Below are 22,650 nucleotides of genomic sequence, written 5' to 3'. Positions count from 1 at the left end.
GCGAGGCTTGCTCGATCCGTATCGTGCAAACGAAAACGGCGCCATCCAGGATGGCGCCGTTTCGAAGTCGCGGTTGTGAGCTTACTTCCGCTCGGCGATCGGCACGTAGTCGCGCTTGGCGACGCCGGTGTAGAGCTGGCGCGGGCGGCCGATCTTCTGCTGCGGATCCTCGATCATCTCGCTCCACTGGCTGATCCAGCCGACGGTGCGGGCGACCGCGAACAGCACGGTGAACATCGAGACCGGGAAGCCCATCGCCTTCAGCGTGATGCCCGAATAGAAGTCGACGTTCGGGTAGAGCTTGCGGTCGATGAAGTACTGGTCGCTGAGCGCGATCTTCTCGAGCTCCAGCGCCACCTTCAACATCGGATCGTCGCCATGGCCGGTCTCTTTGAGCACGGCGTGACACATCTTCTGCATGATCTTGGCGCGCGGATCGTAGTTCTTGTAGACGCGGTGACCGAAGCCCATCAGGCGGACTTCGCTGTTCTTGTCCTTCACCTTCGCGATGAATTCCGGAATCTTGTCGACCGTGCCGATGCCGTAGAGCATGTTCAGCGCGGCCTCGTTGGCGCCGCCATGCGCCGGGCCCCACAGGCACGCGATGCCGGCCGCGATGCAGGCGAACGGGTTGGCGCCCGAGGAGCCCGCGATGCGGACCGTGGAGGTCGAGGCGTTCTGCTCGTGGTCGGCGTGGAGGATGAAGATCTTCTCCAGCGCGTCAGCGAGCACCGGGCTGACCTTGTAGTCCTCGCAGGGCACCGCGAAGCACATGTTGAGGAAGTTCTCGGCGAAGCCGAGCGAGTTCTTCGGATAAATGAAGGGCTGGCCGACGGTGTACTTGTAGGCCATCGCCGCCAGCGTCGGGATCTTCGCGATCATGCGCATGGAGGCGATCATGCGCTGCTTCGGGTCATTGATGTCGGTGGAGTCGTGATAGAACGCGGCCAGTGCGCCGACCGCCGCCACCATGATCGCCATCGGATGGGCGTCGCGGCGGAAGCCCTGGAAGAAGCGGGCCATCTGCTCGTGCACCATCGTGTGATGGGTCACGCGGTAGTCGAAATCCTTCTTCTGGGCCGCCGTCGGCAGGTTCCCGTAGAGCAGGAGATAGCAGGTCTCCAGGAAGTCGCCGTGCTCGGCGAGCTGCTCGATCGGATAGCCGCGGTACTCCAGCACGCCCGCGTCGCCGTCGATGTAGGTGATCTTGGACTGGCAGCTCGCGGTGGAGGTGAAGCCGGGATCGTAGGTGAAAAGGCCGGACTGGCCGTAGAGCTTGCCGATATCGACGACATCAGGCCCGACGCTGCCGCTGAGGATCGGGAGATCGTAGTTCTTGTTGCCGACCGTCAGCGTGGCGGTCTTATTGCTTGGTTTTGCGTCCATCGTAGGTCCCCGATGTATGGTGAAACGGGCCGGACCCGGAGACCCCATGAGAGATGATGAGGCTGGCCGGATATTCCAGAAGGTACGGGTGAGATGGGTATATTATTGCTGTGTGCGCTGCAAGATCGCCGCGCACGGTCGTCGACTTACGTCGTAGACTGATCCTTGAGCCGGCCAAGGCTCTCCTCGCGTCCCAGGACGTCCAAAACCTCGAAAATCCCGGGCGAGGTCGTCCGTCCGGTCAACGCCGCCCGCAACGGCTGGGCGACCGCGCCGAGCTTGAGACTATTTTCCTCGGCAAAAATGCGCAGCGCCGCTTCCGTGGTGGCAGAGCTCCACCCTTCGACTTTCTCCAGCGCGGAATGAAGCTGGCCGATCAGCTTGCGGTTTTCGCCCGTCAGCAGGGCCGCCGCCTTGGCGTCGAGCTCCAGCGGCCGGTCGGCGAAGATGAAATAGGCGCCGTCGATCAGCTCGATCAGCGTCTTGGCGCGCTCCTTCAGGCTCGGCATGGCCTTGAGCAGCTGCGCGCGCGTGGTGTCGTTTAACTTCGCCTTAAGCTCGCTGCGGCCGGGCACGTAATCCAGCACGTCCTCGAACATTCTCACGAGTGATTGATCGTCGGCGTGGCGGATGTAATGGCCGTTGAGGTTTTCCAGCTTGGCGAAATCGAAGCGGGCTGCGGCGCGGCCGACGCCCGAGAGGTCGAACGCCGCGATCATTTCCTCGGTCGAGAATATCTCCTGGTCGCCGTGGCTCCAGCCAAGCCGGACGAGGTAATTGCGCAGCGCGGCGGGCAGATAGCCCATGGCGCGGTAGGCGTCGACGCCGAGCGCGCCGTGGCGCTTGGACAGTTTCGAGCCGTCCGGGCCGTGGATGAGGGGGATGTGGGACATGCTCGGCAGCGTCCAGCCCATCGCATCGTAGATCTGCTTCTGGCGCGCCGCGTTGATCAAATGGTCGTCGCCGCGGATGACGTGGGTGACGCCCATGTCGTGGTCGTCGACCACCACCGCGAGCATGTAGGTCGGTGTGCCATCGCCGCGCAACAGGACGAGGTCGTCGAGATTCTCGTTCTGCCAGACCACGCGGCCCTGGACCTGGTCCTCGATCACGGTCTCGCCGGTCTGCGGCGCGCGCAGCCGGATCGTCGGCTTCACGTCGCTTGGTGCCGTTGCCGGGTCGCGGTCGCGCCACATGCCGTCATAGAGGCGGGTGCGGCCCTCCGCACGCGCCTTCTCGCGCATGGCGGCAAGCTCCTCGGCCGTGGCGTAGCAGCGATAGGCCTTGCCGTCGGCGAGCAGCTGCTCGGCGACCTCGCGGTGACGGGCGGCGCGGCTGAACTGGTAGATGACGTCGCCGTCCCAGCCGAGCTCCAGCCATTTGAGGCCGTCGAGGATGGCATCGATCGCCTCCTTGGTGGAGCGCTCCCGGTCGGTGTCCTCGATCCGGAGCAGCATCTTGCCGCCGTGCTTCTTCGCATAGAGCCAGTTGAACAGCGCCGTGCGGGCGCCCCCGATATGGAGGAAGCCGGTCGGCGAGGGAGCGAAGCGCGTGACGATTTGAGGTGCGGTCATTCGATAGCGGGCAAGGACGGTAAAGTTGTGGGGCGACCGTGTATCATAGGGATGGGAGATTTTGCCAATGCTAATCCAGGTCGTTCATTGCCATCCACTGGCGGACAGCTACAACCATGCGCTGTTCCACACGATCGTCGAGACGCTGAAACGCCGGCACGAGGTGATCGCGACCGATCTTTACCGCGAGGGCTTTGCCCCGGCGATGACCGAGGCGGAGCGGCGCAGCTACTATCAGGGCTCCTATGCCGAGGATGCGGTGGCGCGCCTCATCGGGGACTTGCGGCGCGCCGACGGCATCATCTTCTGCTTTCCGCATTGGTGGTTTTCGATGCCTGCCATGCTCAAGGGCTATTTCGACCGGGTCTGGGCGCCCGGAACGGCGTTTGCCCACGATCTGAAGGGCGGGCGCATCAGGCCGCTGCTGACCAACATCCACCTGTTCGGCGTCGTGACGAGCTACGGCTCGCCCTGGTGGCTGACCCGGATTGTCATGCAGGACCCCGGCCGCAAGGTGCTGTTTCGGGCGCTGAAGCCGATGTGCGGACCTCGTGTTCGGTCGTTCTATCTGGCGCACTACGACATGGATCGGTCCACACCGGCGTCCCGGGCTGCCTTTGTCGAGCGCGTCCGCGCCAGGATCGCCGAAGTTTGATCGGGAGGTGGGCATGGGGCTTGGCCTCCGGGCACGAATTTGGCAGAAGGACCGCTGATTTCCCTACAGGATTTTCGGAATGACGACAGAACCGGTGGCGACTGAGGTTGGGCGCGATTTCATTCGTGACATCATTCAGGCCGACCTCGATCAAGCCAAATACAAGGAGATCGTGACCCGGTTCCCGCCGGAGCCGAACGGCTACCTGCATATCGGCCACGCCAAGTCGATCGCGCTCAACTTCGGCATCGCCCAGGAGTATCCGGGCCGCTGCCACCTGCGCTTCGACGACACCAATCCGGTCAAGGAAGAGCAGGAATATATCGATTCCATCCAGGCCGACGTGCACTGGCTCGGCTTCGACTGGGGCAAGAACCTGTTCTTCGCCTCGGACTATTTCGAGCGCCTCTACGAATGGGCGGAGAAGCTAGTCTCCGACGGGCTCGCCTATGTCGACGACCAGACGCAGGAAGAGATCCGTACCTCGCGCGGCACCCTGACCGAGCCCGGCAAGAACTCGCCGTTCCGCGACCGTACGGTCGAGGAGAATCTCGACCTGTTCCGTCGCATGAAGGCGGGCGAATTCCCGAACGGCGCGCGCGTGCTGCGGGCGAAGATCGACATGGCTTCGCCCAACATCAACCTGCGCGATCCCGTGATGTACCGCATCCTGCATGCGCATCATCCGCGCACGGGCGACAAATGGTGCATTTATCCGAGCTACGACTACGCGCACGGCCAGTCGGACGCGATCGAGGGGATCACCCATTCGATCTGCACGCTGGAGTTCGAGGACCACCGGCCGCTCTACGACTGGTTCATCGAGAAGCTGCCCGTGCCGTCCGAGCCGCACCAGTACGAATTCGCGCGGCTGAACCTCACCTACACGGTGCTGTCGAAGCGCGTGCTGACCCAGCTTGTCCGCGACGGCGATGTCGCGGGCTGGGACGATCCGCGCATGCCGACCATGGCCGGCATGCGCCGCCGCGGCGTGCCGCCGGCCGCACTTCGCGAGTTCGTCAAACGCATCGGCGTGGCGAAGGCCAACAGCGTGGTCGACGTCGGCATGCTCGAGTTCTGCATTCGCGAAGAGCTCAACCGCACCGCCCAGCGCCGCATGGCGGTGCTGCGGCCGCTGAAGGTCGTGATCGAGAACTATCCGGAGGGGCAGGTCGAGGAGCTCGAGGCGATCAATCATCCCGACGATCCCTCCGCGGGGACGCGCAAGATCGCGTTCGGCCGCGAGATCTATATCGAGCGCGACGACTTCATGGAGAACCCGCCGAAGAAGTTCTTCCGCCTGTCGCCGGGCAACGAGGTGCGGCTGCGCTACGCCTACTTCATCAAGTGCACCGCCGTGATCAAGAACGACGCCGGCGAGGTGGTCGAGCTTCGCTGCACCTATGATCCCGCGACCAAGGGCGGCAACGCGCCCGACGGCCGCAAGGTCAAGGCGACCATGCACTGGCTGCCGGCGGCGACGTCGGTGCCCGCGGAGATCCGCATCTACAGCCAGCTCTTCTCCAACCCGAGCCCGGATGCGTCGAACTTCGCCGCCGACCTCAATCCGGACTCGCTGGAGATCCTTTCCGACGCACGGATCGAGCCGTCGGTTGCGGAGAGCAATTCGACCGAGCCGATGCAGTTCGAGCGCCAGGGCTATTTCGTGCGCGACAAGGACTCGACGCCGGGCAAGCCGGTGTTCTCGCGGACGATCGGTCTGCGCGACACGTTTGCGAAGGAAGTCGCGAAGGGGTGAGGGCGCGGATGCTGGACGAAGCCGACGACATCGTTTCCGCCATCATTGCGAAATGGTCCGCCGGCTTCAGTAAGCTCGATGCTGCGGCGCTGGCTCCGCTCTATTCGAGGAGCGCCTTCTTCTTTGGCTCAAACCCAAATCTCTATCGCGGCCGGGACGGCGTGACCGCCTATTTCAGCGGGCTGCCACGCTGGCGTTCGCCGAGCGTCAGCTTCTCCGAGGTGGCGTCGGCGCAGGTCGCGCCCGATGTGATTAACATGGCAGCCATCGCATCGTTCGACCTCGACGAGGAGGCCGCGCCGCTCTCGGTCAGGATTACCTGGGTGATCGTCCGTGAAGATGGCGACTGGAAGATCGCGAGCCACCACGTGTCGTCCAGGGCTGCGCTGATCTAGCGCGAGGCGTACTTCATCGTATCCGGCTTCATCCGGTCGCTACAGCTTGTAGCCGATCTTTCTCAGGAGGTCTTTCCGCCAAGCAATGTCGGCGTCGGTCTCGACACCAAGCGGCGAGGCGCCATCCACTACGCCGAGCACGCCGCCGCCAAGCTCCGTTCGCGCGACGATCACCTGTGTGGGGTTGGCCGTCGCGCAGTAGATGCGGCAGACCTCCGGCACCGAGCGCACGGCAGCCAGGACGTTGACCGGAAAGAACCCGTCGCCCAGGAAGATCAGAAAAGTGTGGCCGGCCCCGATGGCCAATGCGTTGTCGCGGGCGAGGGTGAGGGCGGCTTCGTCATTGCCTGACCAGCGCACCAGCCGCTTGCCGGAGGCCTCGCAGAAGGCCAGCCCGAAGCGGATGCCCGGAACCGCGCCCACGAGCGCCTCGTGGAGGTCTTCCACGGTCTTGATGAAATGCGACTGGCCGAAGATGAAGTTGGTCGCGTCCGGCTTGACGATGGGCACCACGGTAAGTTCCATGGCCGCGCTCCTGTCGGCAGAGCAACATGTTAGGCCGCCGGAAGGTAAGTGCAAGCAGCACACTTGGCCGATTTCGCTCCTTACCGCGATTGCCCCACCCGATATTTGCTCGCGTAGTGCTTGCCGAGAATCTTGCGGGTCTGATCGGCCAACCGCTTGTTGCCAGTCGCGGGCGGCTTGGCGGGGCGCGTTTTCGGCTTTGGCCAATCCGTTCCTGAGCTCTGCTTTCTTGGCGTGCGCATGACTGCAGACCACTTTGCGACAAAACCGTTCAAGAGACGATCTCAACCGGGATGCCGGTCGCGAGGCCAAGATCGCGGTCCGCACGCCCCTGGTTGACGGAGATTTCGGCGAGCCCGTTCGAGTTCTCGTACCAAAAGGCTGAGCCTGGCGGCCGATCGCTGAAGGTTCTCGCGCGCTCCAATATATGACCCGCCGAGACAAGCTTGGCGTCGGGCGGCAGCACGGCCGCTCTCAACCCGGTCATCGCGTTGCCGAAGTGGTCGATGTAAACGATCTCGCAGAGATCGTCGGGCCAGTCGGAGCGGCGATCATCGTCATCCCCTCGCGGCTCGCCGGGCGGCGGCTCGCCGCGCGCCAGCATGGCTGCGACCGGTGCGAAGAGGTCGCGCCCGTGAAAGCTTGCCGAGAGGCGGTCCGGTCTCCAGTCGATGTCCCAACTGCGCGTCTTTGTGGCGCGGCGCTGGACCAACTCAAACAAGCCGTTGCCGGGGCCGACATACCACCTGCCGTCGGCCTCAATCATTATGGCCGGGCGCGTCCCGCCAACGCCGGGATCAACGACGCAGAGAAAGATGGTTCCTGCCGGAAACCAAGCGGCATAAGCCGCCAAGAGGTACGCCGACGCCTTGGGATTGCCCATGGGTGCATCCGTGAAGAGGTCGATGGCGGGTATGCCAGGCGCCATCTGGTGCAGCGCGGCCTTCATCTGACCCGTATAAGGGCCGTGCAAGCCGAAATCCGTGAACAGAACAATCATGTTGTCAGCCGCTCGGGCGGGGTCCGACCTGCCACGTTTGCGGGCATTCCCATTTAGCCGTAGCCGACACTATCACGGCGCCGCCGCCCGGGCTGTTTCGTGGAACCGGCGGACTCGTTCCAGGTCCTTGGCGTGCGATCCGTCCTGATCCGTTCTCGTCTTGGAATCAACACCGGCTGGACGGACAGTTCGGATCGCTTCTGCGACGTTGTCCGGTCCGAGGCCGCCGGCAAGGACCACAGGAACACGGACGAGGTCCACGATGCGGCTGCTGATATTCCAGTCGTGCGTCACGCCGAGCGCGCCGATCTGCTTGTCCGTGGACCGGTAGCTGTCGAGAAGCAGAAAGTCTGCAATGCCAACGTAGCTGCGGGCGATCGCGACGCTTTCCTCGCCGAACACCGGTATACTTCTCATCACGACGATCCCGGGCAACATGCGTTTGAGCGAAGCAACATCTTTCGGGGAAACCAGCTCGGCGCTGGCTCCCAAGTGGACGATCGAGGGATTGAGTTCGCGTGCCCACGACACGATCAAGGAGAGATCGCAGGTCAGAAACAGTGCTGAGAACTTCGATGGCGGTACAATCGCCGCGCCGATATCGGAAGCCGCTGAGATCGGCAGTTCGCGCGGAAATCGACCGTCTCCGACCAGCACGCCGATATGGTCGACACCAATGGCTGAAACAGCGGACGCCTCTTCGGTGGTGGAGATTTCATAAATTTGCGTCAACATCTGGCGTAACCTCCACGGCGGACATTGAGCAAAAGACATCCAGCAATGCCCGGAGGCGCAGTTGGCGAAATCTCAGCCTGCGTCTGCTAGCGGGAGAAAGGCGGATTAGGTGCCGTCGGCGGGCACTTCAGAGTCTGACCCAAGTCCGAAGTAGAGGATTTGTCGATCGATATCATAAGCCCAGCGGCACACATTGTTCAGTTGGAGAGGGACGACTTCTCGGATCGTCGTCGCTCTCAATTTTGACGGAGGTCTTCCCGGCAAAGCGGTGGCGATTCCGGGATCATGGTTTAGGCGGTGCGAACGTATCCGTAGCGCAGGTTCGAGGGTTCCTTGGCCCCCAATGTGTATTCATTCTTGAGCGCCGCCAGGCGGTCCTCGGAAAAGGCTGGCATGCTGCTATTGTCAGCCGCCTTCAGCTTGATCTTGTAGAACCTGGTCGCGTTACCGGCGAAGATCTGCTGCTTGACGGTGCTGTTCGCGTCGCCGAGTGGCGCGAACCCGTACTTCTTCTGCATATCCTCCGGGATTTCGAGCCGGCGTAGCGCCTCGATCTGCCACTGCGGCGAGCCGTACCACACCGAGTCGGTGCCCCACATGACATGATCCACCCCCATGCCCTTGATCAGTGTGCCGACCAGCGCGGCGCAGAACTTCGGATGCGCGACCGCCGAGTTGGCAAAGGACGTGCCTAGCTCGGCAAAGACATTGGTGACGCCGAACTTCCGCGGGATTTCCGCAAGATCAGAGGCCCACTGGATGCGGCCCGTTTGTTCGAAATCCGCCCATGCCTTGTCCGGCAACTCGAGGAACGCCCGCAGCGCCGAGTGATAGATCACGAAGTTCATCTGCGGCCAATCCTTGGCTGCCTTTCCGATGTCCCAAGCGGTTGCGTATTCCCAGACGCCGGCGAACGATTTTTCGTAATCGGGCGGCAGCAGTCCCTTGTGGATGCACAGCGTGTTGATGCCCGCCTTCACCGCCTTTTCGTAGAACGGATACATCACCTGCTCGTCGTCGAGCCGCCACGGGAATTTGGAGGGCGCGAGCGGATCGCCGATCGTATAGGACTTCCAAGAATCCGGCTTGTAGACCTCGATCGCCTTGTCAACCTCCTCCATCCAGCCGGGCTGTTTGGGCGTTATGACGCTGTGCGCCAGCAGGCGCCGGGAGCCGGCGAAGTCGTTGATGAGTTCGCGCGCCTTGACGATCTGTTCGTTGGATAGCAGCCACCAGCTCGGATCGTCAAACGGTGCTCCACTCAAGAGGGCCATATTGGTGTCGCTATCATAATAGATTTCTTTAACGTAGTTCTGGAACTTGTAGCGGGCGAGCGATGACACGCCTTCCTCTTTCATCTTCGGATTCCAGTGGTCACTCGCAAATTGCGCCAGTCCCAACAGCTCTTTGTGGTCGAAGTCGTCGCGGACAAAGTGGGTCTGAACGTCAAAGATGAACTGCTCGGCGAGGCTTTGCGCCCGGGCAAGCATCAACTCGGGTTCGCGGGCCTCGGCGGGTGCGACCTGAAAGATGTTACCGTAGATATCGTTCATAGCTAGAAAGGCAGCGGCCATGCCGCAGCCCGTGTGCAAGAACTGCCGGCGGCTCAGGCCCAGCCGCTTGCCGTTAGCGTCAGCAAGCTCGTTGATTCGAGATTCAACCCTCTTCTGAAGGGCGCTCTGTGGGGGCGGGAGATACTCGCCGTTTGATACGATCTGGGTAGGAATCGGAGTTGCCGCCGAAGCCGCTTCGGCGCCGGCAACGAGGCGCTGTTCTCGTTCACTAAGCCAACTGCTCATCGTTCTCCTCCCCGGCTTTGTTGGCATGGACCAATGCCAATTGCGCTCATTGGGCCGAGCGCTTGGCCAATCGCGATCCACTAAAAGTGGTGCGCTCGGCGTACGGCATTCTGTCCGCATCGCGTGATCGGAACAGAAAGACTGCTTGAGAATTTGATAGAACCAGCGGCAACCCGCTTAGGTAATGGACTCAACGCCCAAACTTGTACCAGCGCAAGCGATGTTAATTCGGCAGTTTCGCTGTCCCAACGCTTGCCTCCGCGCAGTTCAAGCCGCTACGTTTGCCCAAGTATTTGCCCAAGTGTTTGCGCAAGTCCGCTTCGTGCCCAAGGCGGTATCGGGGAGGGATTGTTACTTGAGTCAGGTCGATGTCCTCTGCCCGACACATGCAAGCTGCTGTTCGGAGTCAAAAATGACCCTTGTTCCGAACTGCTGACATTCCCTGTCCAGTGTTTGCCGCATCCATTCAATGTCTCGCCGCGATGGAATGGTGAGACGAAAGTTCTTGATCTGCATGGGAACCAGTTTGAGCGCATGGAGGCTTCCGCTGCTCGAATCCACGTCGGCGAAATACATCAACGCGAGGTCATCACGGTAGCGCTCGTAGCCACGAATCCCTTCATAATCGTTCAGAAGATCACCGCTGCCGTAGAGGATGAGGCGGTCTCGATAGATTTCGATCGCTCGCGGATGATGCGAAGAATGCCCGTGAACGATCGACACGCCTGCCTTGTCGACCAAGGCGCGAGCAAAAATCCTCTGCTCATCTGGAATATGATATCCCCAATTGGAGCCCCAATGGATCGAAACCAGGGTGAGATCGCCCGGCCTGCTGGCCGCGATGATCTGGTCAGCGACCTCGAACGCGCTCGCCTCGCGCAGGTCGGGCAACAGGTTGACGCCGGGAGCGTCTGACGTCGCAGCCCACTTGAACGGGATTCCGCTTGATGTCGATCCGAACGAAAAGATCAGGAGCCGCGCGGCGGCAAGGTTCAGCACTGCCGGTGCGCGCGCTTCGCGATCGTTGCGGCCCGCGCCCGCCACCTTGACGTTGAGTTTCCGCAGAGTTGTTAGCGTCTCCAGCAGGCCGGCGCGGCCCCAATCGAGCACATGGTTGTTGGCCAATAGGCAGCAGTCGATCCGGGCGGCAGCGAGACATTCTGCGTTCTCGGGGCTCATGCGGTAGTTAATGCCCTTGTTCACGCGGTCGTTGCTGTGGGTCACAGCCGTTTCGAGATTGATGATCCGCGCGTCCGGCTGCATGGACTCCAATTGGTCCAGTGCGGCGCCCCAGACGTAGGATGATCCGTTGCGCCGCGGAATAGGCCCATTCGCCCGCTCGGCGAGCAGCACGTAGCCCGCCGCCGATCGCATGTAATCTTCGTAGATCTCGGGGCTACAGGGGTGCGCCAACACCTGGTCGATGCCGCGGCCGCACATGACATCTCCGCACAGGAAAAGCCGCACTGGTTTCCGATGCCCAGCTTGCAAATGCCTCTCCTCTGACATGACTTGCCACTCACGTGTTTCCATCAGGCGCGAGATGCCCCGAAGGCCGTCATCACCTCGGCGAGCATCCGCTCCTGCTCTCCCGCATAGCGCGGAGAGAAGTGAAAAGGCTCGACGCGGCGGACATTGGCTTCCCGTGCGATTTCTCCAGCCGCCGTGGTTGTAAGATGGGCCCGCTCCCGCGCTATTGCGGCGTCTTCCCCGGCAAACGTCGCCTCGATGAAGAGGATGTCTGCATTCTGAACCAGCGCCACGATGGCGGCACGATTGTCCGGCGTGTCGGCAACGTCGGTCACATAGGCAATTTTCTGACCGGCAGTGACCGTCAGGAAATCGCGCAGGCTTGCGAGTGGAACAAAGCGATCCGACGTTGCCGCTTCATCGATACGGATCAAATGATCGTCCGCGCGACGCTCGACGACCGCCTTCTTGAGCGAGAGCAACCAGGGACCGACGGGCAGTCCGCGCTCCAACAGTTTGTTCTTCCATACGTTGACGTGAGCCGCCTCCTGCAGCGCAAAGGCGAGGCAGGGCGTGCCATGTTCAAGGATCGCGGCTGACACGCGATGGGTCGGTTCATCGCAGAGTACGCCCGCAAAGGTCTTGCGAGAGACTGATGGCTCCGCTTCGAAGGCCGTCCTCAGCCGGAACCGCGTGGTTGAGATGGAATTTGCCGTTCCGAGTTCGCTCACAGCGAAAACAAGATCGCAGGGATAGCTTTCGACCAGGTTCCAACGATAGGCCTGAAGCTTGTGAAAGACACGCTCGGCAAAGCCGGACGGACCGAAGAGCTGTACCGATTTCTCGTGCCCGACGAGCAAACGAAGCAGATGGTCGAAGCCAACGAAATGATCGATATGCGCATGCGAGACGAAGACCTGGTCGATGCGCCGTATCCTCCGCGGCGACAGTGAAGCAATCTCCCCAATATCGAACAGCAGACTTCGCTTTTCGAACAGCGTCTCGACATAGACGGTCGGGTCGCCATAGCGACCGTTGACCAGGCTCGGATGAAAAAGCGGTCGCATGGCAAACTATTCTGCTGCAATGGCGCCCGATGCATTTCCGCTATCTAGGCAGCGTCGACGAATTCCGCACCGAACAAGATCGAGCTAGAATACGCCAATCGGATCGCGATCGTGCCCGACATCATCAAGGGCACGGAATGGTATTGCGTAGCACCATTGGTTCCTCGTCAGAGCCAGAGCGCGATTGGCACTGAGGTCGGCGATCTGGTGTCGCAGGCACCGAATTTCGATCCGTCGTTCGGCTGCGTGACCGGGAGCGGCGAGGGTTGCTCTCTGCGGCGAGCCGGACCTGGAAGCGCTCATCAAGCGTGAGCCGATGTTCCCTGCTGCCCAAGGAGAGAGCCATGAAACTCGCTTCAAGCGCCTTCGCCGATGGTGCCGCAATTCCGCGACGATTTACCTGTGATGGCGAAAATATTTCGCCCCCTTTGCAATGGTCAGACAGGCCAGAGGGATCTCGGAGCTTTGTCCTACTGTGCGACGATCCTGATGCTCCCGCCGGCACATGGCACCATTGGGCGGTTTACGATATTCCGCCAACCGTAACGGAATTTGCAGTCAACGCAGCGCAGACCGCGGGAATGAAGCAGGCAGTCAACGATTTTCGGAAAGTTGGCTATGGCGGGCCGTGTCCACCACATGGCCATGGGCCTCATCATTATCACTTCCGGCTGCTTGCCCTCTCGATGGAGGACCTTCCGGCAAAGGCCAATGCGTCCTGCCGTGACATTGAGCGAGAGGCACGCAAGCACATCATCGCGGAAGCGACCCTCGTCGGCTGGTATGAGAGATAGGCCGGCGACCACATGCCCTAGATGTCGTAGTAGAGATGGAACTCGTAGGGATGCGGTCGCAGCCGGATTGCATCGACCTCCTTCTTGCGCTTGTAGTCGAGCCAGATTTCGATCACGTCGGCGGTGAAGACATCGCCGCGCAGCAGGAAGGCGTGATCGCGCTCGAGCGCGTCGAGCGCCTGGTCCAGCGATCCCGGCGTCGACTTCACCTCCTTCGCTTCGGCGGGCGGGAGGTCGTAGAGATTCTTGTCGATCGGGCTGCCGGGATCGATCCGCCTGTCGATACCGTCGAGGCCGGCCATCAGCATTGCGGCGAAGGCGAGATAGGGATTGCAGGAGGGATCCGGTGAGCGAAACTCGACGCGCTTTGCCCGCGGGTTCGGTGAATACATCGGAATCCGGCAGCAGGCCGAGCGATTGCGCTGGGAATAGACCAGGTTGATCGGAGCCTCATAGCCCGGCACCAGGCGCCGGTAGGAGTTCGTGGTGGGAGCGCAGAGCCCGCACAATGCCCAGGCGTGAGTGAGCAGCCCGCCGATGTAGTAGCGGCCGAGTTCGCTCAATTCGGCGTAGTCGCCTTTGTCGTAGAACAGATTCGTCTCGCCCTTCCACAGCGACTGGTGAACGTGCATTCCCGAAGCGTTGTCCTCGAACAGCGGTTTCGGCATGAAGGTCGCGGTCTTGCCATGCTGGTGCGCGGTGTTCTTCACCACGTACTTGTACATCATCAGATTGTCGGCCATGCGGGTGAGGGTGGTGAATCGCATGTCGATTTCGTTCTGGCCGCCGGTTGCCACCTCATGGTGATGAGCTTCGATCTGGATGCCCAACTGTTCCATCGTCAGCACCATCTCGGTGCGTAGCGCCTGCATGCTGTCGGTCGGGGGAACGGGAAAGTATCCCTCCTTCGGTCGTGGCTTGTGAGCCAGATTCGGCTCCTCATCCCTGGCCGTGTTCCAGCTGCCTTCGCTGGAATCGATCTCATGCAGGGCGTAATTGATGCCCTGACCATAGCGCACGTCGTCGAATACAAAGAACTCCGCCTCCGGGCCGAAGTAGCTGGTGTCGGCGCGCCCTGTCCCCTTGAGGTAGGTTTCGGCCTTCTGGGCGATGTAGCGGGCATCCCGGCTATAAGACTGGCCGGTCACGGGATCGCGGATGTTGCAGATGAGGACCAGCGTCTTGGCCGGACTGTAGGGGTCGACGAAGGCCGTCGCCGGATCGGCGACGACCAGCATGTCGCTTTCCTGGATCTCCTGGAATCCGCGGATCGACGAGCCGTCGAATCCAATGCCTTCGTTGAAAGCATCGACATTCACTGCGCTCGGTGGGACGGAAAAATGTTGCCACACCCCCGGCAAGTCGGTGAACCGCAGGTCGATCATCTGGACGTTCTCGTCCTTGATTGCCTTCACGAGATCTTCGGCTGTTGCACATTTCGGAAACATGGCTCGCTCCCAGCATCATTGAGATGCGCGTCTTGCGGGTCGCGTTGCCGTTCAGCCGCAGCCGAACGGCTTGCGACGGATTGTGGTCCATACTCCGTGTTGCCGCCGCTCCAGCCTCAGTTCGGCTTGGCGGCACTTGCAGTCAGGGGCTACGCTCGCCGGCTTCAGCTTTGGTGAGGCCCGCGCATCAGCTTCATGGCGTCTTCGATATGCCGCCAGGTCTTGGCGAGCTCGAGCTCGCCCTTTGACTCGAGATCGATGGCGTTCTGGGCTGCTTCCGCAATGGCCTCGGGGCCATGTGCTTCCAGCAACTGCCGCGCATAGTCGTGGATTTCCATTTCTCGCATGGCGTCACCTCCCTCTTGTCCCGGCCGCCACGCGAACCAGGTGGGGCCGGGAACGATAGACGTCGACACCTGTCAAGCGCTGCTAGTCTGCATCCTGGTGCAGCGCACTCGCAAGAGCCCTTTCCGCGGCATGGGCGGCGAGGATTGGATGCGGCTTCGGTAGCGGCAACACAGCGCAGCTCGGAGGCGTGCATTTTCACAGCTGCGCCCCCATTTAATTGGGAGAGGGGAGGTGAGCATCATGCGCATCCAACATTGGCAAGACGCTGCCAGCCTCCTGGTGGGCCTGTGGCTGGTCCTTTCGTCCTTTATCCTGGGCCTGACCGGCTCGGCGGTCTGGATAACCATCGCGCTCGGGCTCGGCGTCATGCTGTTTGCCATCGAGGCATTTGTCATCCCGTCCTATCTGGAAGAGTGGGGAGAAATGCTGCTGGGCCTGGCTCTGCTGCTGGCACCTTGGACCATTGGTTATGAGTCGGTATCGGCCACGGTGAGCAGCGTACTGTCCGGCATAGTGGTGATCCTGCTCGCTGTCTGGGAGTTGGTGACCGATCGCGACTTCAGCACCTGGTGGCACGATCGCTGGCATCATCGGGCCGGCTGAGAAGAGCCGTTAGCCGGGCGCTTTGCCGACCGCCATCTGCTGGCGGTCGAGAGAGTTCGAGATCGGCTCGCTCGGGCGCGATGCCGATGGAACAATCGTCATCGCGCCTCGACACGAACTCTGGTGCAGGGCCTTGCGGTCCCGCACCAGGATCAACCCATCACGATGCGGCTTTCGGCTCGATCGGTTGCCAGATGCTGATCTTGCGCGTCTCCGGCATCAGGAAGACCGCGAGCACGAAGCACACTGCGGGGACAATGATCGGGTAGAGCAGTGCGTAGCCGATGCTGCCGGTCGCGGCGAATGCCGCCGACGTGATGAACGGCACCAATCCGCCACCCCAGCCATTGCCGATGTGGTACGGCACTGAGACCGACGTGTACCTGATCCTGGCGGGGAAGAATTCCGCCAGGAACGCGCCGACCGGCCCGTACACCATCCCGACATAGCAAACGAGGATGAAGATGATGAAGATCGCGATCGGATAATTGATGTTTCCGGGCTGCGTGACCGTGCCCAGCCACAGATACAGCGGATAATACGTGATCGCGGCGAGCAGCATGCCGCCGAGGATCACCGGCTTGCGGCCGATCTGATCCGACAGCCAGCCAAAGAAGATCAGGCTCGGCGTTGCAATGAGTAGTGCAGCTCCCACGATGTAGGCGGAGGTCTGCGGGTCCACCTTGGAGACCTGCTGCAGGAAGTACAGCGCCCAGAACTGACCGCTGTACCAGACCACGCCCTGTCCGATCAGGACCACAATGGCGATCCCGATAAATCTGATGTTCGAGCTGAGGAAGGCCTCCTTCCAGGGATTCCTCGTCATCTGGCCCCGGGCCCTGATCTCCTGGAAGATCGGCGTCTCCTGGAGCTGGAGCCGGATGTAGATTGCAATCGCCACCAGCAGGAAGGACACCAGGAACGGAACGCGCCACGCCCATTCGTCGAAAGCCTGGTTGCCGGCATATGCCCGCGTGAGGAGGATGACGGCCAGCGACACCACGATCCCGAGAGTAGGCGAGGTCTGCAGCCAGCCGGTGTAGTAGCCGCGTCGATCGTCCGGCACATGCTCGGCAACGTAGGTGATGGCGCCACCATATTCGCCGCCCAGGCACAGGCCCTGGATCATGCGCAGGCCGAAGAGAACGAACGCTGCCGTTAGGCCAATCGACTGGTAGGTCGGGATCAGCCCGATCGCGCCCGTGCCAAGTCCCATTCCGCTGAGCGTGATGAGAAAGGTATATTTGCGGCCGACCCGATCACCCATCCATCCGAACAGGAACGCGCCCAGCGGACGGATCAGGAAGCCTGCCGTGAATAGCGCGATCGTGCTGAGCAGGGCTGCAACCGGGTGGGATTGCTCGAAGAACTTGACCGACAGAACTGCGGCCAGGCTGCCAAAGATATAGAAATCATACCATTCGATGATGTTTCCCACCGACGCGGCGATGATCACGCGGCGAAAATCGCTCGGTATTTGCACGGCCATTTGCAACTCCTATGGTTTCAAGATGTCTCCTCGCATTGTTTCAGCGGTCGATCCTCTCGCGGAGTGCGTGATGCGCGGTGTTGCAGGCGCCTGTTCATGAGTTGCGTCGGCAACGCCTGACCTCAGGGAACCACCTGAGGTGAGCTCCAGCAGCCTTAGAACCGCGAGCCACCCCCGCCTTGCCCGTCTGCCGGGAAGGCGGGGAACCGTAGTGTAGTCCCACCAGGGGCTGGCACCTTATGAGACTTTCGGCTCAATCGACCCGCGCCCGGGGCGCTTGCGAAGGAGGTCGCAACAGCTCCAATTCTTCCTGACGTCTGCGGGCAGCGAACGGAAGGTCGCTCCGGGCGTTGTGTGGGTCCAACAAGGATCCCGCCATGCAGAACATCACCGAGCATATGGAAGTCATCGGCGCCGACGGCGTCCACATCGGCACGGTCGACCGCGTCGAGGGCAACCGCATCAAGCTGACCAAGAAGGACAGCGGCGAGGGCAGCCACAAGGGCCACCATCACTTCATCGACAAGGGGCTCGTTGCCGACGTCGAAGGCAACAAGGTGCGGCTCTCGGCCAAGGCGGCGGTGGCGGTGACGATGGAAGAGGAAAAGTAGGGCTCGCCTCGTCCGTTCCCGATCTGTGCCGCTATCCGCGCGCCTGCACGTTCCGGTAGCCTCCGCTCCCGTTGCGTATCGCAAGGTGCAGGGAATGGTGGAGCCGGGCCGGGCAGGGCGCTCCCGGGAGATAGCCGGGACGTGGCCGGTCGGCCGCGCCGCGCCGGCGGGCGGCCTCGCGCCGGCGGACCTTGGCCTCTGGTCGTCGCTCGCGGACACGTTGCGAGCGTGGGCGCGCGCGGAAGCGGGGGCGGGACGGCTGCTGCCTTGGGTGCCCGTGGCCTTCGGCGCCGGCATCGCGTTCTATTTCGCCGCCGATCACGAGCCGGTGCTCTGGGTTGCCACAGCTGCGGCGCTCCTGCTGACGTGTGCTGCCGTTCTGGTGCGGCGCAGCCGGCTGTTCGTACCGGCCATCATGATTGCCGCCGTCGCTGCCGGCTTTGCGATGGCGACCTGGAAGACCGCACGCATCGCGCACACCGCGCTGGCAAAGCCGCTCTATTCCGTGTCGCTCTCGGGTTTCGTCGAGACCCGTGACATCCGCGAGCGTACCGATCGCTTTGTGCTGCGGGTCACCAGCATGGAGGCGCAGCGCAGCGACATCACGCTTGAACGCGTCCGCCTCTCGGTGCGCAAGGGCACCGCGCCCGAGGTCGGCAGCTTCGTGCAGTTGAAGGCGCGGCTGATGCCGCCACTCTCGCCGCTGCGCCCCGGCAGCTACGACTTTTCGCGCGACATGTTCTTTCAGGGCATCGGCGCCTCCGGCTTCGTGATGGGCGCGATCACGACCTCGGCGTCGCCCGACGGCGGAGGCTTGCGGCTGCGTTATGCCGCGTTCATGCAGGGCCTGCGCGATGGCATCGATGCGCGCATCCGCGCCACGCTCGACGGCGACAACCGTGCGATCGCCACCGCGCTCCTGACTGGCCGGCGTGATGCGATCACAACGCCCGTGAACGACGCCATGTTCATCTCGGGCCTCGGCCATGTACTCTCGATTTCCGGCTACCACATGGCCGTGGTGGCCGGCATCGTGTTCTTCGCGGTCCGCGCGCTGCTCGCTCTCATCCCGGGACTGGCCGTCAGCTTTCCGATCAAGAAGTGGTCGGCCGCCGCCGCGCTCATTGCGGCGGCATTCTATCTGCTGCTCTCGGGCGCGGAGGTCGCGACCCAAAGATCGTTCTTCATGACCGCGGTGGTGCTGATCGCGGTGATGGTCGATCGCCGCGCCATCACCTTCCGGACGCTGGCGGTTGCGGCCCTGATCGTGCTCGCGGTCGCGCCGGAATCGCTGGTGCATCCGAGCTTCCAGATGTCGTTCGCGGCAACGCTCGGCCTCGTCGCGTTGGTGCAGATCGGCATGCCGAACCTGTTTGCGTCTCCCGATCATTCGGCAACCGCGCGGATCGCGCTGTGGGGCGGCCGCGAGCTCGCCATGCTGTTCCTGGCCTCGCTGATCGCGGGGCTTGCGACCACGCCCTACGCGGCCTTTCACTTCCACCGCGTCACGCCGTTCGGCGTGCTCGCCAATCTTGCCGCGATGCCGGTGGTCTCGGCGCTGGTGATGCCGGCCGGGCTGCTCGGATTGATCGCGGCGCCGTTCGGGCTCGACGGCGTGTTCTGGTGGCTGATGGGCATCGGTATCGACTGGATGATCGCGGTCTCGCAGTGGGTTGCGAACCTTCCGGGCGCGGTCGGCCGCATCGCTGCTTTCGGCACCGCGCCGCTCGTCGCGGCGAGCCTCGGGATCATCCTGATGGGCCTGTTGCGCACGCCCTTGCGCTGGTCGGGTGCCGTCGTGTTGCTCGTTGCGATCGCCTGGGCGGTGTCCGTGCGGCAGCCGGACGTTCTCATCGCCGGCGATGGCCGGAGCGTTGCGGTGCGGGGCAATGACGGGCATCTGCATCTGATCGCGGCGAGCAAGGACGCGTTTCTGGCGAAGGAATGGCTTGCGGCCGATGCCGATCCCCGCAGCGCCGGCGATGCCTCGCTCGGCAACGGCGTGTCATGCGATGAGACCGGTTGCGTGGCCCCGCTCGCCGACGGCCGGCTAATCGCGCTGGCGCTGCGCGTCGATGCGCTGGAGGATGATTGCAGCCGGGCCGCGCTGGTGGTGACGGCAAGGCCCGCGCCGCCGGATTGTGCGGCGATGGTGGTCGACCGGGAGCATCTCGCAAGGCAGGGAGGTTTGGCGCTCGCGCGCCGTGGTGACGGTTTTGCGGTTCAGACGGTGCGGGTGAGAGGCGCAAATCGCCCATGGTCGCCGGCAATCGCCGGCGATGGCTATTATGAATCAAACCTCGCGCCACGGCCGGCCGCACCGCGCTCCAGGGACGCAACGCCGTCAGAGGCCGACCTTCAGACCGAGGACTGAAATCGAACGCATCAGCCGATCGGCAGGCGTGTAATGGTCGGTTGCCTGTCGGCGGCGACCTGCGGCTTGTGCTCACCGGCCGGCTGGGTCACCGGCAGCTGCAACACGGTTGCGCGCTGGCCTTCGACGAGCTGCGTTACCAGCACGTACTTGCCGTCGGGGAATTCGATCGCGTCATGATGGCGGTCGGGAATGTGCGGATCGACCTTGCCGAACTTGCCGACGCGGGAGTTGATAGTCCGCGTCCAGATCCAGCGATTGTCGTAGCGGACATTGTCGGCGAAGGCGAGCTCCGTCCCCGGCAGCAGGCAGACGGCGACTGAGAGATCGGCTTCCGAAGCGAAGCCGCGCGTCGACGTGCCGCGGAAGGTTGTCGTGACGATCGTCTCGCCGACCTGAGCGGGACGGGTCGCGACGGCATGCAGGCTGTAGTCACACATCGCAAGTGCTCCTCATTCAGGATAGCAACCCGCGCCCCTCTCGGAGGCGAAGGCCTCTATCAGAGTGGAAGTATACTAGGCTCTGCTTGGTTGTGGGCGAATCTGCGGCTCGCATCTGCGAGCCGCGATCACAATATCTTTTTCAGATGCGCTGGGAACAAAGTCCGCCTCAGTGCATTTTGAAGCGTCGGTGTCGCTATCAGCGACCCGCGGGCGCCGACCAGCCCGAATAGGGCCAGGTCGGGTGCGACGGCCGGTCAAGCGCGTTGCGGGCTCTGCGGAATTGCTCGCTCGTGCTTGGGGGCGCCGCTTTGCGGACGTGGTGCTTCGGCTGGGTCGCAAACGCTTGCAACGCAGGTCCAGCGATCAACGCGGCCGCGACTGCACCCAAGACGATTTTGCGCATGATTGTCTCCTCGGTATCTCACGACCGCGAAGCGATGCCGCTCCGCGCGGCGTGCCGAGGGTGTAGCGCCGAAGAAGCGGCCGGATAATCTGTGCAAAACCAGAAAGACCATCCCGCCGGAGCGGACAATCCGTCCGCCCCATGGGTATCGGGCGATCGCCCGATCGAGCAGGCAGGAGACGCTCAGTACTTCCGGTACAGCCCGATCAGCTTGCCCTGAATCTTCACCCGGTTCGGCGGCAGGATGCGTACCTCGTAGGCGGCGTTGGCAGGCTCGAGCGCGATCGAGGCTCCGCGGCGGCGGAAGCGCTTGAGCGTAGCTTCCTCGTCGTCGATCAGCGCCACGACGATGTCGCCGGTGTCGGCGGTCTCGTTGCGCTGGATCAGGGCCATGTCGCCGTCGAGGATGCCGGCCTCGACCATCGAATCGCCGCGCACTTCGAGGGCATAGTGTTCGCCCGGGCCGAGCATGTCCGGCGGTACGCTGATGGTGTGGCTGCGGGTCTGCAAGGCCTCGATCGGCGTGCCGGCCGCGATGCGGCCCATCACCGGCACCGCAACGGGGCGCTCGCCCTCGTCCACGGGGGCGCTGGAGCCGCGCACCTTGCCGAGATTGCCCTCGATGACGCTGGGCGTGAAGCCGCGCCGGTTACCGGCGGCAGCCTGGAGTTCCGGCAGCTTGATCACCTCGATGGCGCGGGCGCGGTTGGGCAGCCGCCGGATGAAGCCACGCTCCTCAAGCGCAGTGATCAGGCGATGGATGCCCGATTTCGAGCGCAGGTCGAGCGCGTCCTTCATCTCGTCGAAGGAGGGCGGCACGCCGCTTTCCTTCAGGCGCTCACTGATGAACCGCAGAAGCTCGTATTGTTTGCGCGTTAACATCTCGACCAAATCCCCCGGTTGATGTCGTTCGATTCCGAGACGTTGAATTCAGCGGCGAGCCGCTAGATGCTCGAAACAAATCATGAACGGACACTATATGTTCGATATGTGTTCCGCAACTGCTTAATTTACGGTGAACGCGCCAAAGTTCGCGGAACACGTGTGCCCGTTGCGTTCAAGCGGGCAGCCGCAACACCTCGCAAGGCGCGCCTGATTCGGCCTTCGGCGCGAATGGCGGCCGTACGAGAAGTGCCTGTGCCGCAGCGAGATTCGCAAGCAGCGAGGAGTCCTGATGGTTGACGGGCAGGGCGATCAGCGTGCCGTCGTCGCGTATCTCGAGGCGCGCGCGAAGATAGTCCTCGCGCATGTCGTTGGCGCCCACCGCGCGGCCGAGCACGGCGCGCTCGCGGCGGTGATGAATCACCGTTCGGCCCGACAACGCGCGAATCAGCGGTACTGCGAACAGGAAGCCGCAAACGTAGGATGATACGGGGTTGCCGGGCAGGCCGATCACGCGCATTCCGCCGAGATGCCCGTGCATCATCGGCTTGCCCGGCCGCATCGCGATCTTCCAGAACGACATCGAGATGCCCTCGGCGTTGAGGGCGGGCTGAACCAGATCGTGGTCGCCGACCGAGGCGCCGCCGGTCGTGAGCAGGAGGTCGGCCCCGGTCTCGCGCGCGTGGCGGATGCCGGCCGTGGTGGCCTCGAGGGTATCGGCGGCGACCCCGAGGTCGACCGTTTCGGCGCCCTCGCTGCGCGCGAGCGCATGAAGGGCGTAGCCGTTGGAATAGACGATCTGGCCGGGGCCGGGTGCCGTGCCCGGCATCACCAGCTCATCGCCGGTGGCGAGGATCGCGACCTTCGGGCGGCGGCGGACGGGCAGGCGG

22 protein-coding genes are annotated in these 22,650 nt (G+C 62.8%); 7 read left to right on the top strand and 15 right to left on the bottom strand.

Annotation, left to right across the window (positions count from 1 at the left end; all coding sequences use genetic code 11):
- Positions 1-81 precede the first annotated feature (81 nt).
- Together gltA and gltX are read right to left on the bottom strand one after the other, a co-directional pair.
- A complete protein-coding gene (gene gltA, locus AYJ54_RS35865) occupies positions 82-1,386 on the bottom strand; it encodes a citrate synthase (RefSeq protein ID WP_063706662.1) in 1,305 nt (434 codons plus the stop codon).
- 146 nt (positions 1,387-1,532) lie between these two features.
- Entirely contained in the window at positions 1,533-2,960 is a 1,428-nt protein-coding gene (gltX, locus tag AYJ54_RS35860) for a glutamate--tRNA ligase (protein ID WP_063706661.1), read from the bottom strand.
- Between the two features lie 67 nt (positions 2,961-3,027).
- Between gltX and AYJ54_RS35855 the strand changes: the two genes are divergently transcribed.
- The 3 genes from AYJ54_RS35855 (at position 3,028) to AYJ54_RS35845 (ending at position 5,769) form a co-directional block, all read left to right on the top strand.
- Positions 3,028-3,615 (top strand): NAD(P)H-dependent oxidoreductase, encoded by a 588-nt coding sequence (locus AYJ54_RS35855; RefSeq protein WP_063706659.1) that lies wholly within the window; start codon positions 3,028-3,030, stop codon positions 3,613-3,615.
- 79 nt (positions 3,616-3,694) lie between these two features.
- On the top strand, positions 3,695-5,374 hold the full coding sequence (locus AYJ54_RS35850) for a glutamine--tRNA ligase/YqeY domain fusion protein (RefSeq protein WP_063706657.1): 1,680 nt from the start codon (positions 3,695-3,697) through the stop codon (positions 5,372-5,374).
- An 8-nt stretch (positions 5,375-5,382) separates the two neighbouring features.
- Positions 5,383-5,769, top strand: coding sequence for a nuclear transport factor 2 family protein (locus AYJ54_RS35845; protein WP_063706655.1), 387 nt, complete (start codon positions 5,383-5,385; stop codon positions 5,767-5,769).
- 39 nt (positions 5,770-5,808) lie between these two features.
- On the opposite strand, the gene AYJ54_RS35840 is transcribed toward AYJ54_RS35845, so the two are convergent.
- The 6 genes from AYJ54_RS35840 to AYJ54_RS35815 all read right to left on the bottom strand — a co-directional run bounded on the left by AYJ54_RS35840 (position 5,809) and on the right by AYJ54_RS35815 (position 12,365).
- Positions 5,809-6,294: an adenosine-specific kinase gene (locus AYJ54_RS35840; protein WP_063706651.1), complete on the bottom strand. Its 486-nt coding sequence runs from the start codon at positions 6,292-6,294 to the stop codon at positions 5,809-5,811.
- A gap of 271 nt (positions 6,295-6,565) precedes the next feature.
- A complete protein-coding gene (locus AYJ54_RS35835; protein WP_063706649.1) occupies positions 6,566-7,294 on the bottom strand; it encodes an SAM hydrolase/SAM-dependent halogenase family protein in 729 nt (242 codons plus the stop codon).
- Between the two features lie 72 nt (positions 7,295-7,366).
- Positions 7,367-8,029: a phosphoribosylanthranilate isomerase gene (locus AYJ54_RS35830; protein ID WP_063706647.1), complete on the bottom strand. Its 663-nt coding sequence runs from the start codon at positions 8,027-8,029 to the stop codon at positions 7,367-7,369.
- Positions 8,030-8,319: 290 nt separating this feature from the next.
- Complete coding sequence (locus tag AYJ54_RS35825) at positions 8,320-9,828, bottom strand: amidohydrolase family protein (protein ID WP_063706645.1); 1,509 nt, start codon at positions 9,826-9,828, stop codon at positions 8,320-8,322.
- Positions 9,829-10,188: 360 nt separating this feature from the next.
- A complete protein-coding gene (locus AYJ54_RS35820) occupies positions 10,189-11,337 on the bottom strand; it encodes a CapA family protein (protein ID WP_136624160.1) in 1,149 nt (382 codons plus the stop codon).
- Positions 11,338-11,360: 23 nt separating this feature from the next.
- A complete protein-coding gene (locus tag AYJ54_RS35815; RefSeq protein ID WP_063706641.1) occupies positions 11,361-12,365 on the bottom strand; it encodes a ribonuclease Z in 1,005 nt (334 codons plus the stop codon).
- 344 nt (positions 12,366-12,709) lie between these two features.
- On the opposite strand from AYJ54_RS35815, the gene AYJ54_RS48250 reads away from it, so the two are divergent.
- Positions 12,710-13,159: a YbhB/YbcL family Raf kinase inhibitor-like protein gene (locus tag AYJ54_RS48250; protein ID WP_082906015.1), complete on the top strand. Its 450-nt coding sequence runs from the start codon at positions 12,710-12,712 to the stop codon at positions 13,157-13,159.
- A gap of 17 nt (positions 13,160-13,176) precedes the next feature.
- On the opposite strand, the gene glnA is transcribed toward AYJ54_RS48250, so the two are convergent.
- Complete coding sequence (gene glnA / locus AYJ54_RS35810; RefSeq protein WP_063706639.1) at positions 13,177-14,607, bottom strand: type I glutamate--ammonia ligase; 1,431 nt, start codon at positions 14,605-14,607, stop codon at positions 13,177-13,179.
- Between the two features lie 164 nt (positions 14,608-14,771).
- Positions 14,772-14,954, bottom strand: coding sequence for a hypothetical protein (locus AYJ54_RS35805; protein WP_063706637.1), 183 nt, complete (start codon positions 14,952-14,954; stop codon positions 14,772-14,774).
- Positions 14,955-15,195: 241 nt separating this feature from the next.
- On the opposite strand from AYJ54_RS35805, the gene AYJ54_RS35800 reads away from it, so the two are divergent.
- Positions 15,196-15,558, top strand: a complete 363-nt coding sequence (locus tag AYJ54_RS35800) for an SPW repeat domain-containing protein (RefSeq protein ID WP_063706695.1) — start codon at positions 15,196-15,198, stop codon at positions 15,556-15,558.
- Positions 15,559-15,718: 160 nt separating this feature from the next.
- Here the strand turns inward: AYJ54_RS35800 and AYJ54_RS35795 are convergent, their stop codons facing one another.
- Entirely contained in the window at positions 15,719-17,047 is a 1,329-nt protein-coding gene (locus AYJ54_RS35795) for an MFS transporter (RefSeq protein WP_063706634.1), read from the bottom strand.
- A gap of 377 nt (positions 17,048-17,424) precedes the next feature.
- Between AYJ54_RS35795 and AYJ54_RS35790 the strand changes: the two genes are divergently transcribed.
- Together AYJ54_RS35790 and AYJ54_RS35785 are read left to right on the top strand one after the other, a co-directional pair.
- Positions 17,425-17,658: a DUF2171 domain-containing protein gene (locus AYJ54_RS35790; protein WP_063706632.1), complete on the top strand. Its 234-nt coding sequence runs from the start codon at positions 17,425-17,427 to the stop codon at positions 17,656-17,658.
- Positions 17,659-17,752: 94 nt separating this feature from the next.
- The gene (locus AYJ54_RS35785) at positions 17,753-20,032 is read left to right on the top strand and encodes a ComEC/Rec2 family competence protein (RefSeq protein ID WP_063706629.1); all 2,280 of its coding nucleotides are present in this window, start codon (positions 17,753-17,755) and stop codon (positions 20,030-20,032) included.
- Positions 20,033-20,043: 11 nt separating this feature from the next.
- On the opposite strand, the gene AYJ54_RS51590 is transcribed toward AYJ54_RS35785, so the two are convergent.
- The 4 genes from AYJ54_RS51590 to AYJ54_RS53040 form a co-directional block, all read right to left on the bottom strand.
- Positions 20,044-20,472: a hypothetical protein gene (locus AYJ54_RS51590; protein WP_063706627.1), complete on the bottom strand. Its 429-nt coding sequence runs from the start codon at positions 20,470-20,472 to the stop codon at positions 20,044-20,046.
- Positions 20,473-20,671: 199 nt separating this feature from the next.
- Positions 20,672-20,878: a hypothetical protein gene (locus tag AYJ54_RS48245; RefSeq protein WP_082906014.1), complete on the bottom strand. Its 207-nt coding sequence runs from the start codon at positions 20,876-20,878 to the stop codon at positions 20,672-20,674.
- Positions 20,879-21,061: 183 nt separating this feature from the next.
- A complete protein-coding gene (lexA, locus tag AYJ54_RS35775; RefSeq protein ID WP_063706693.1) occupies positions 21,062-21,760 on the bottom strand; it encodes a transcriptional repressor LexA in 699 nt (232 codons plus the stop codon).
- A 175-nt stretch (positions 21,761-21,935) separates the two neighbouring features.
- Positions 21,936-22,650 (bottom strand): molybdopterin molybdotransferase MoeA (locus AYJ54_RS53040; protein WP_245329215.1); only part of this gene is annotated, 715 nt, incomplete at its 5' end.

The organism is Bradyrhizobium centrolobii, from assembly GCF_001641635.1.
GTDB classification, from domain to species: Bacteria; Pseudomonadota; Alphaproteobacteria; order Rhizobiales; family Xanthobacteraceae; genus Bradyrhizobium; species Bradyrhizobium centrolobii.
This window is presented reverse-complemented; position numbering and strand designations above follow the sequence as displayed.

Excerpts from the sequence above, each read along its gene's own strand:
- gltA (WP_063706662.1), bottom strand. The coding sequence starts at position 1,386 with ATGGACGCAAAACCAAGCAATAAGACCGCCACGCTGACGGTCGGCAAC.
- gltX (WP_063706661.1), bottom strand. The coding sequence starts at position 2,960 with ATGACCGCACCTCAAATCGTCACGCGCTTCGCTCCCTCGCCGACCGGC.
- AYJ54_RS35855 (WP_063706659.1), top strand. The coding sequence starts at position 3,028 with ATGCTAATCCAGGTCGTTCATTGCCATCCACTGGCGGACAGCTACAAC.
- AYJ54_RS35850 (WP_063706657.1), top strand. The coding sequence starts at position 3,695 with ATGACGACAGAACCGGTGGCGACTGAGGTTGGGCGCGATTTCATTCGT.
- AYJ54_RS35845 (WP_063706655.1), top strand. The coding sequence starts at position 5,383 with ATGCTGGACGAAGCCGACGACATCGTTTCCGCCATCATTGCGAAATGG.
- AYJ54_RS35840 (WP_063706651.1), bottom strand. The coding sequence starts at position 6,294 with ATGGAACTTACCGTGGTGCCCATCGTCAAGCCGGACGCGACCAACTTC.
- AYJ54_RS35835 (WP_063706649.1), bottom strand. The coding sequence starts at position 7,294 with ATGATTGTTCTGTTCACGGATTTCGGCTTGCACGGCCCTTATACGGGT.
- AYJ54_RS35830 (WP_063706647.1), bottom strand. The coding sequence starts at position 8,029 with ATGTTGACGCAAATTTATGAAATCTCCACCACCGAAGAGGCGTCCGCT.
- AYJ54_RS35825 (WP_063706645.1), bottom strand. The coding sequence starts at position 9,828 with ATGAGCAGTTGGCTTAGTGAACGAGAACAGCGCCTCGTTGCCGGCGCC.
- AYJ54_RS35820 (WP_136624160.1), bottom strand. The coding sequence starts at position 11,337 with ATGTCAGAGGAGAGGCATTTGCAAGCTGGGCATCGGAAACCAGTGCGG.
- AYJ54_RS35815 (WP_063706641.1), bottom strand. The coding sequence starts at position 12,365 with ATGCGACCGCTTTTTCATCCGAGCCTGGTCAACGGTCGCTATGGCGAC.
- AYJ54_RS48250 (WP_082906015.1), top strand. The coding sequence starts at position 12,710 with ATGAAACTCGCTTCAAGCGCCTTCGCCGATGGTGCCGCAATTCCGCGA.
- glnA (WP_063706639.1), bottom strand. The coding sequence starts at position 14,607 with ATGTTTCCGAAATGTGCAACAGCCGAAGATCTCGTGAAGGCAATCAAG.
- AYJ54_RS35805 (WP_063706637.1), bottom strand. The coding sequence starts at position 14,954 with ATGCGAGAAATGGAAATCCACGACTATGCGCGGCAGTTGCTGGAAGCA.
- AYJ54_RS35800 (WP_063706695.1), top strand. The coding sequence starts at position 15,196 with ATGCGCATCCAACATTGGCAAGACGCTGCCAGCCTCCTGGTGGGCCTG.
- AYJ54_RS35795 (WP_063706634.1), bottom strand. The coding sequence starts at position 17,047 with ATGGCCGTGCAAATACCGAGCGATTTTCGCCGCGTGATCATCGCCGCG.
- AYJ54_RS35790 (WP_063706632.1), top strand. The coding sequence starts at position 17,425 with ATGCAGAACATCACCGAGCATATGGAAGTCATCGGCGCCGACGGCGTC.
- AYJ54_RS35785 (WP_063706629.1), top strand. The coding sequence starts at position 17,753 with ATGGTGGAGCCGGGCCGGGCAGGGCGCTCCCGGGAGATAGCCGGGACG.
- AYJ54_RS51590 (WP_063706627.1), bottom strand. The coding sequence starts at position 20,472 with ATGTGTGACTACAGCCTGCATGCCGTCGCGACCCGTCCCGCTCAGGTC.
- AYJ54_RS48245 (WP_082906014.1), bottom strand. The coding sequence starts at position 20,878 with ATGCGCAAAATCGTCTTGGGTGCAGTCGCGGCCGCGTTGATCGCTGGA.
- lexA (WP_063706693.1), bottom strand. The coding sequence starts at position 21,760 with ATGTTAACGCGCAAACAATACGAGCTTCTGCGGTTCATCAGTGAGCGC.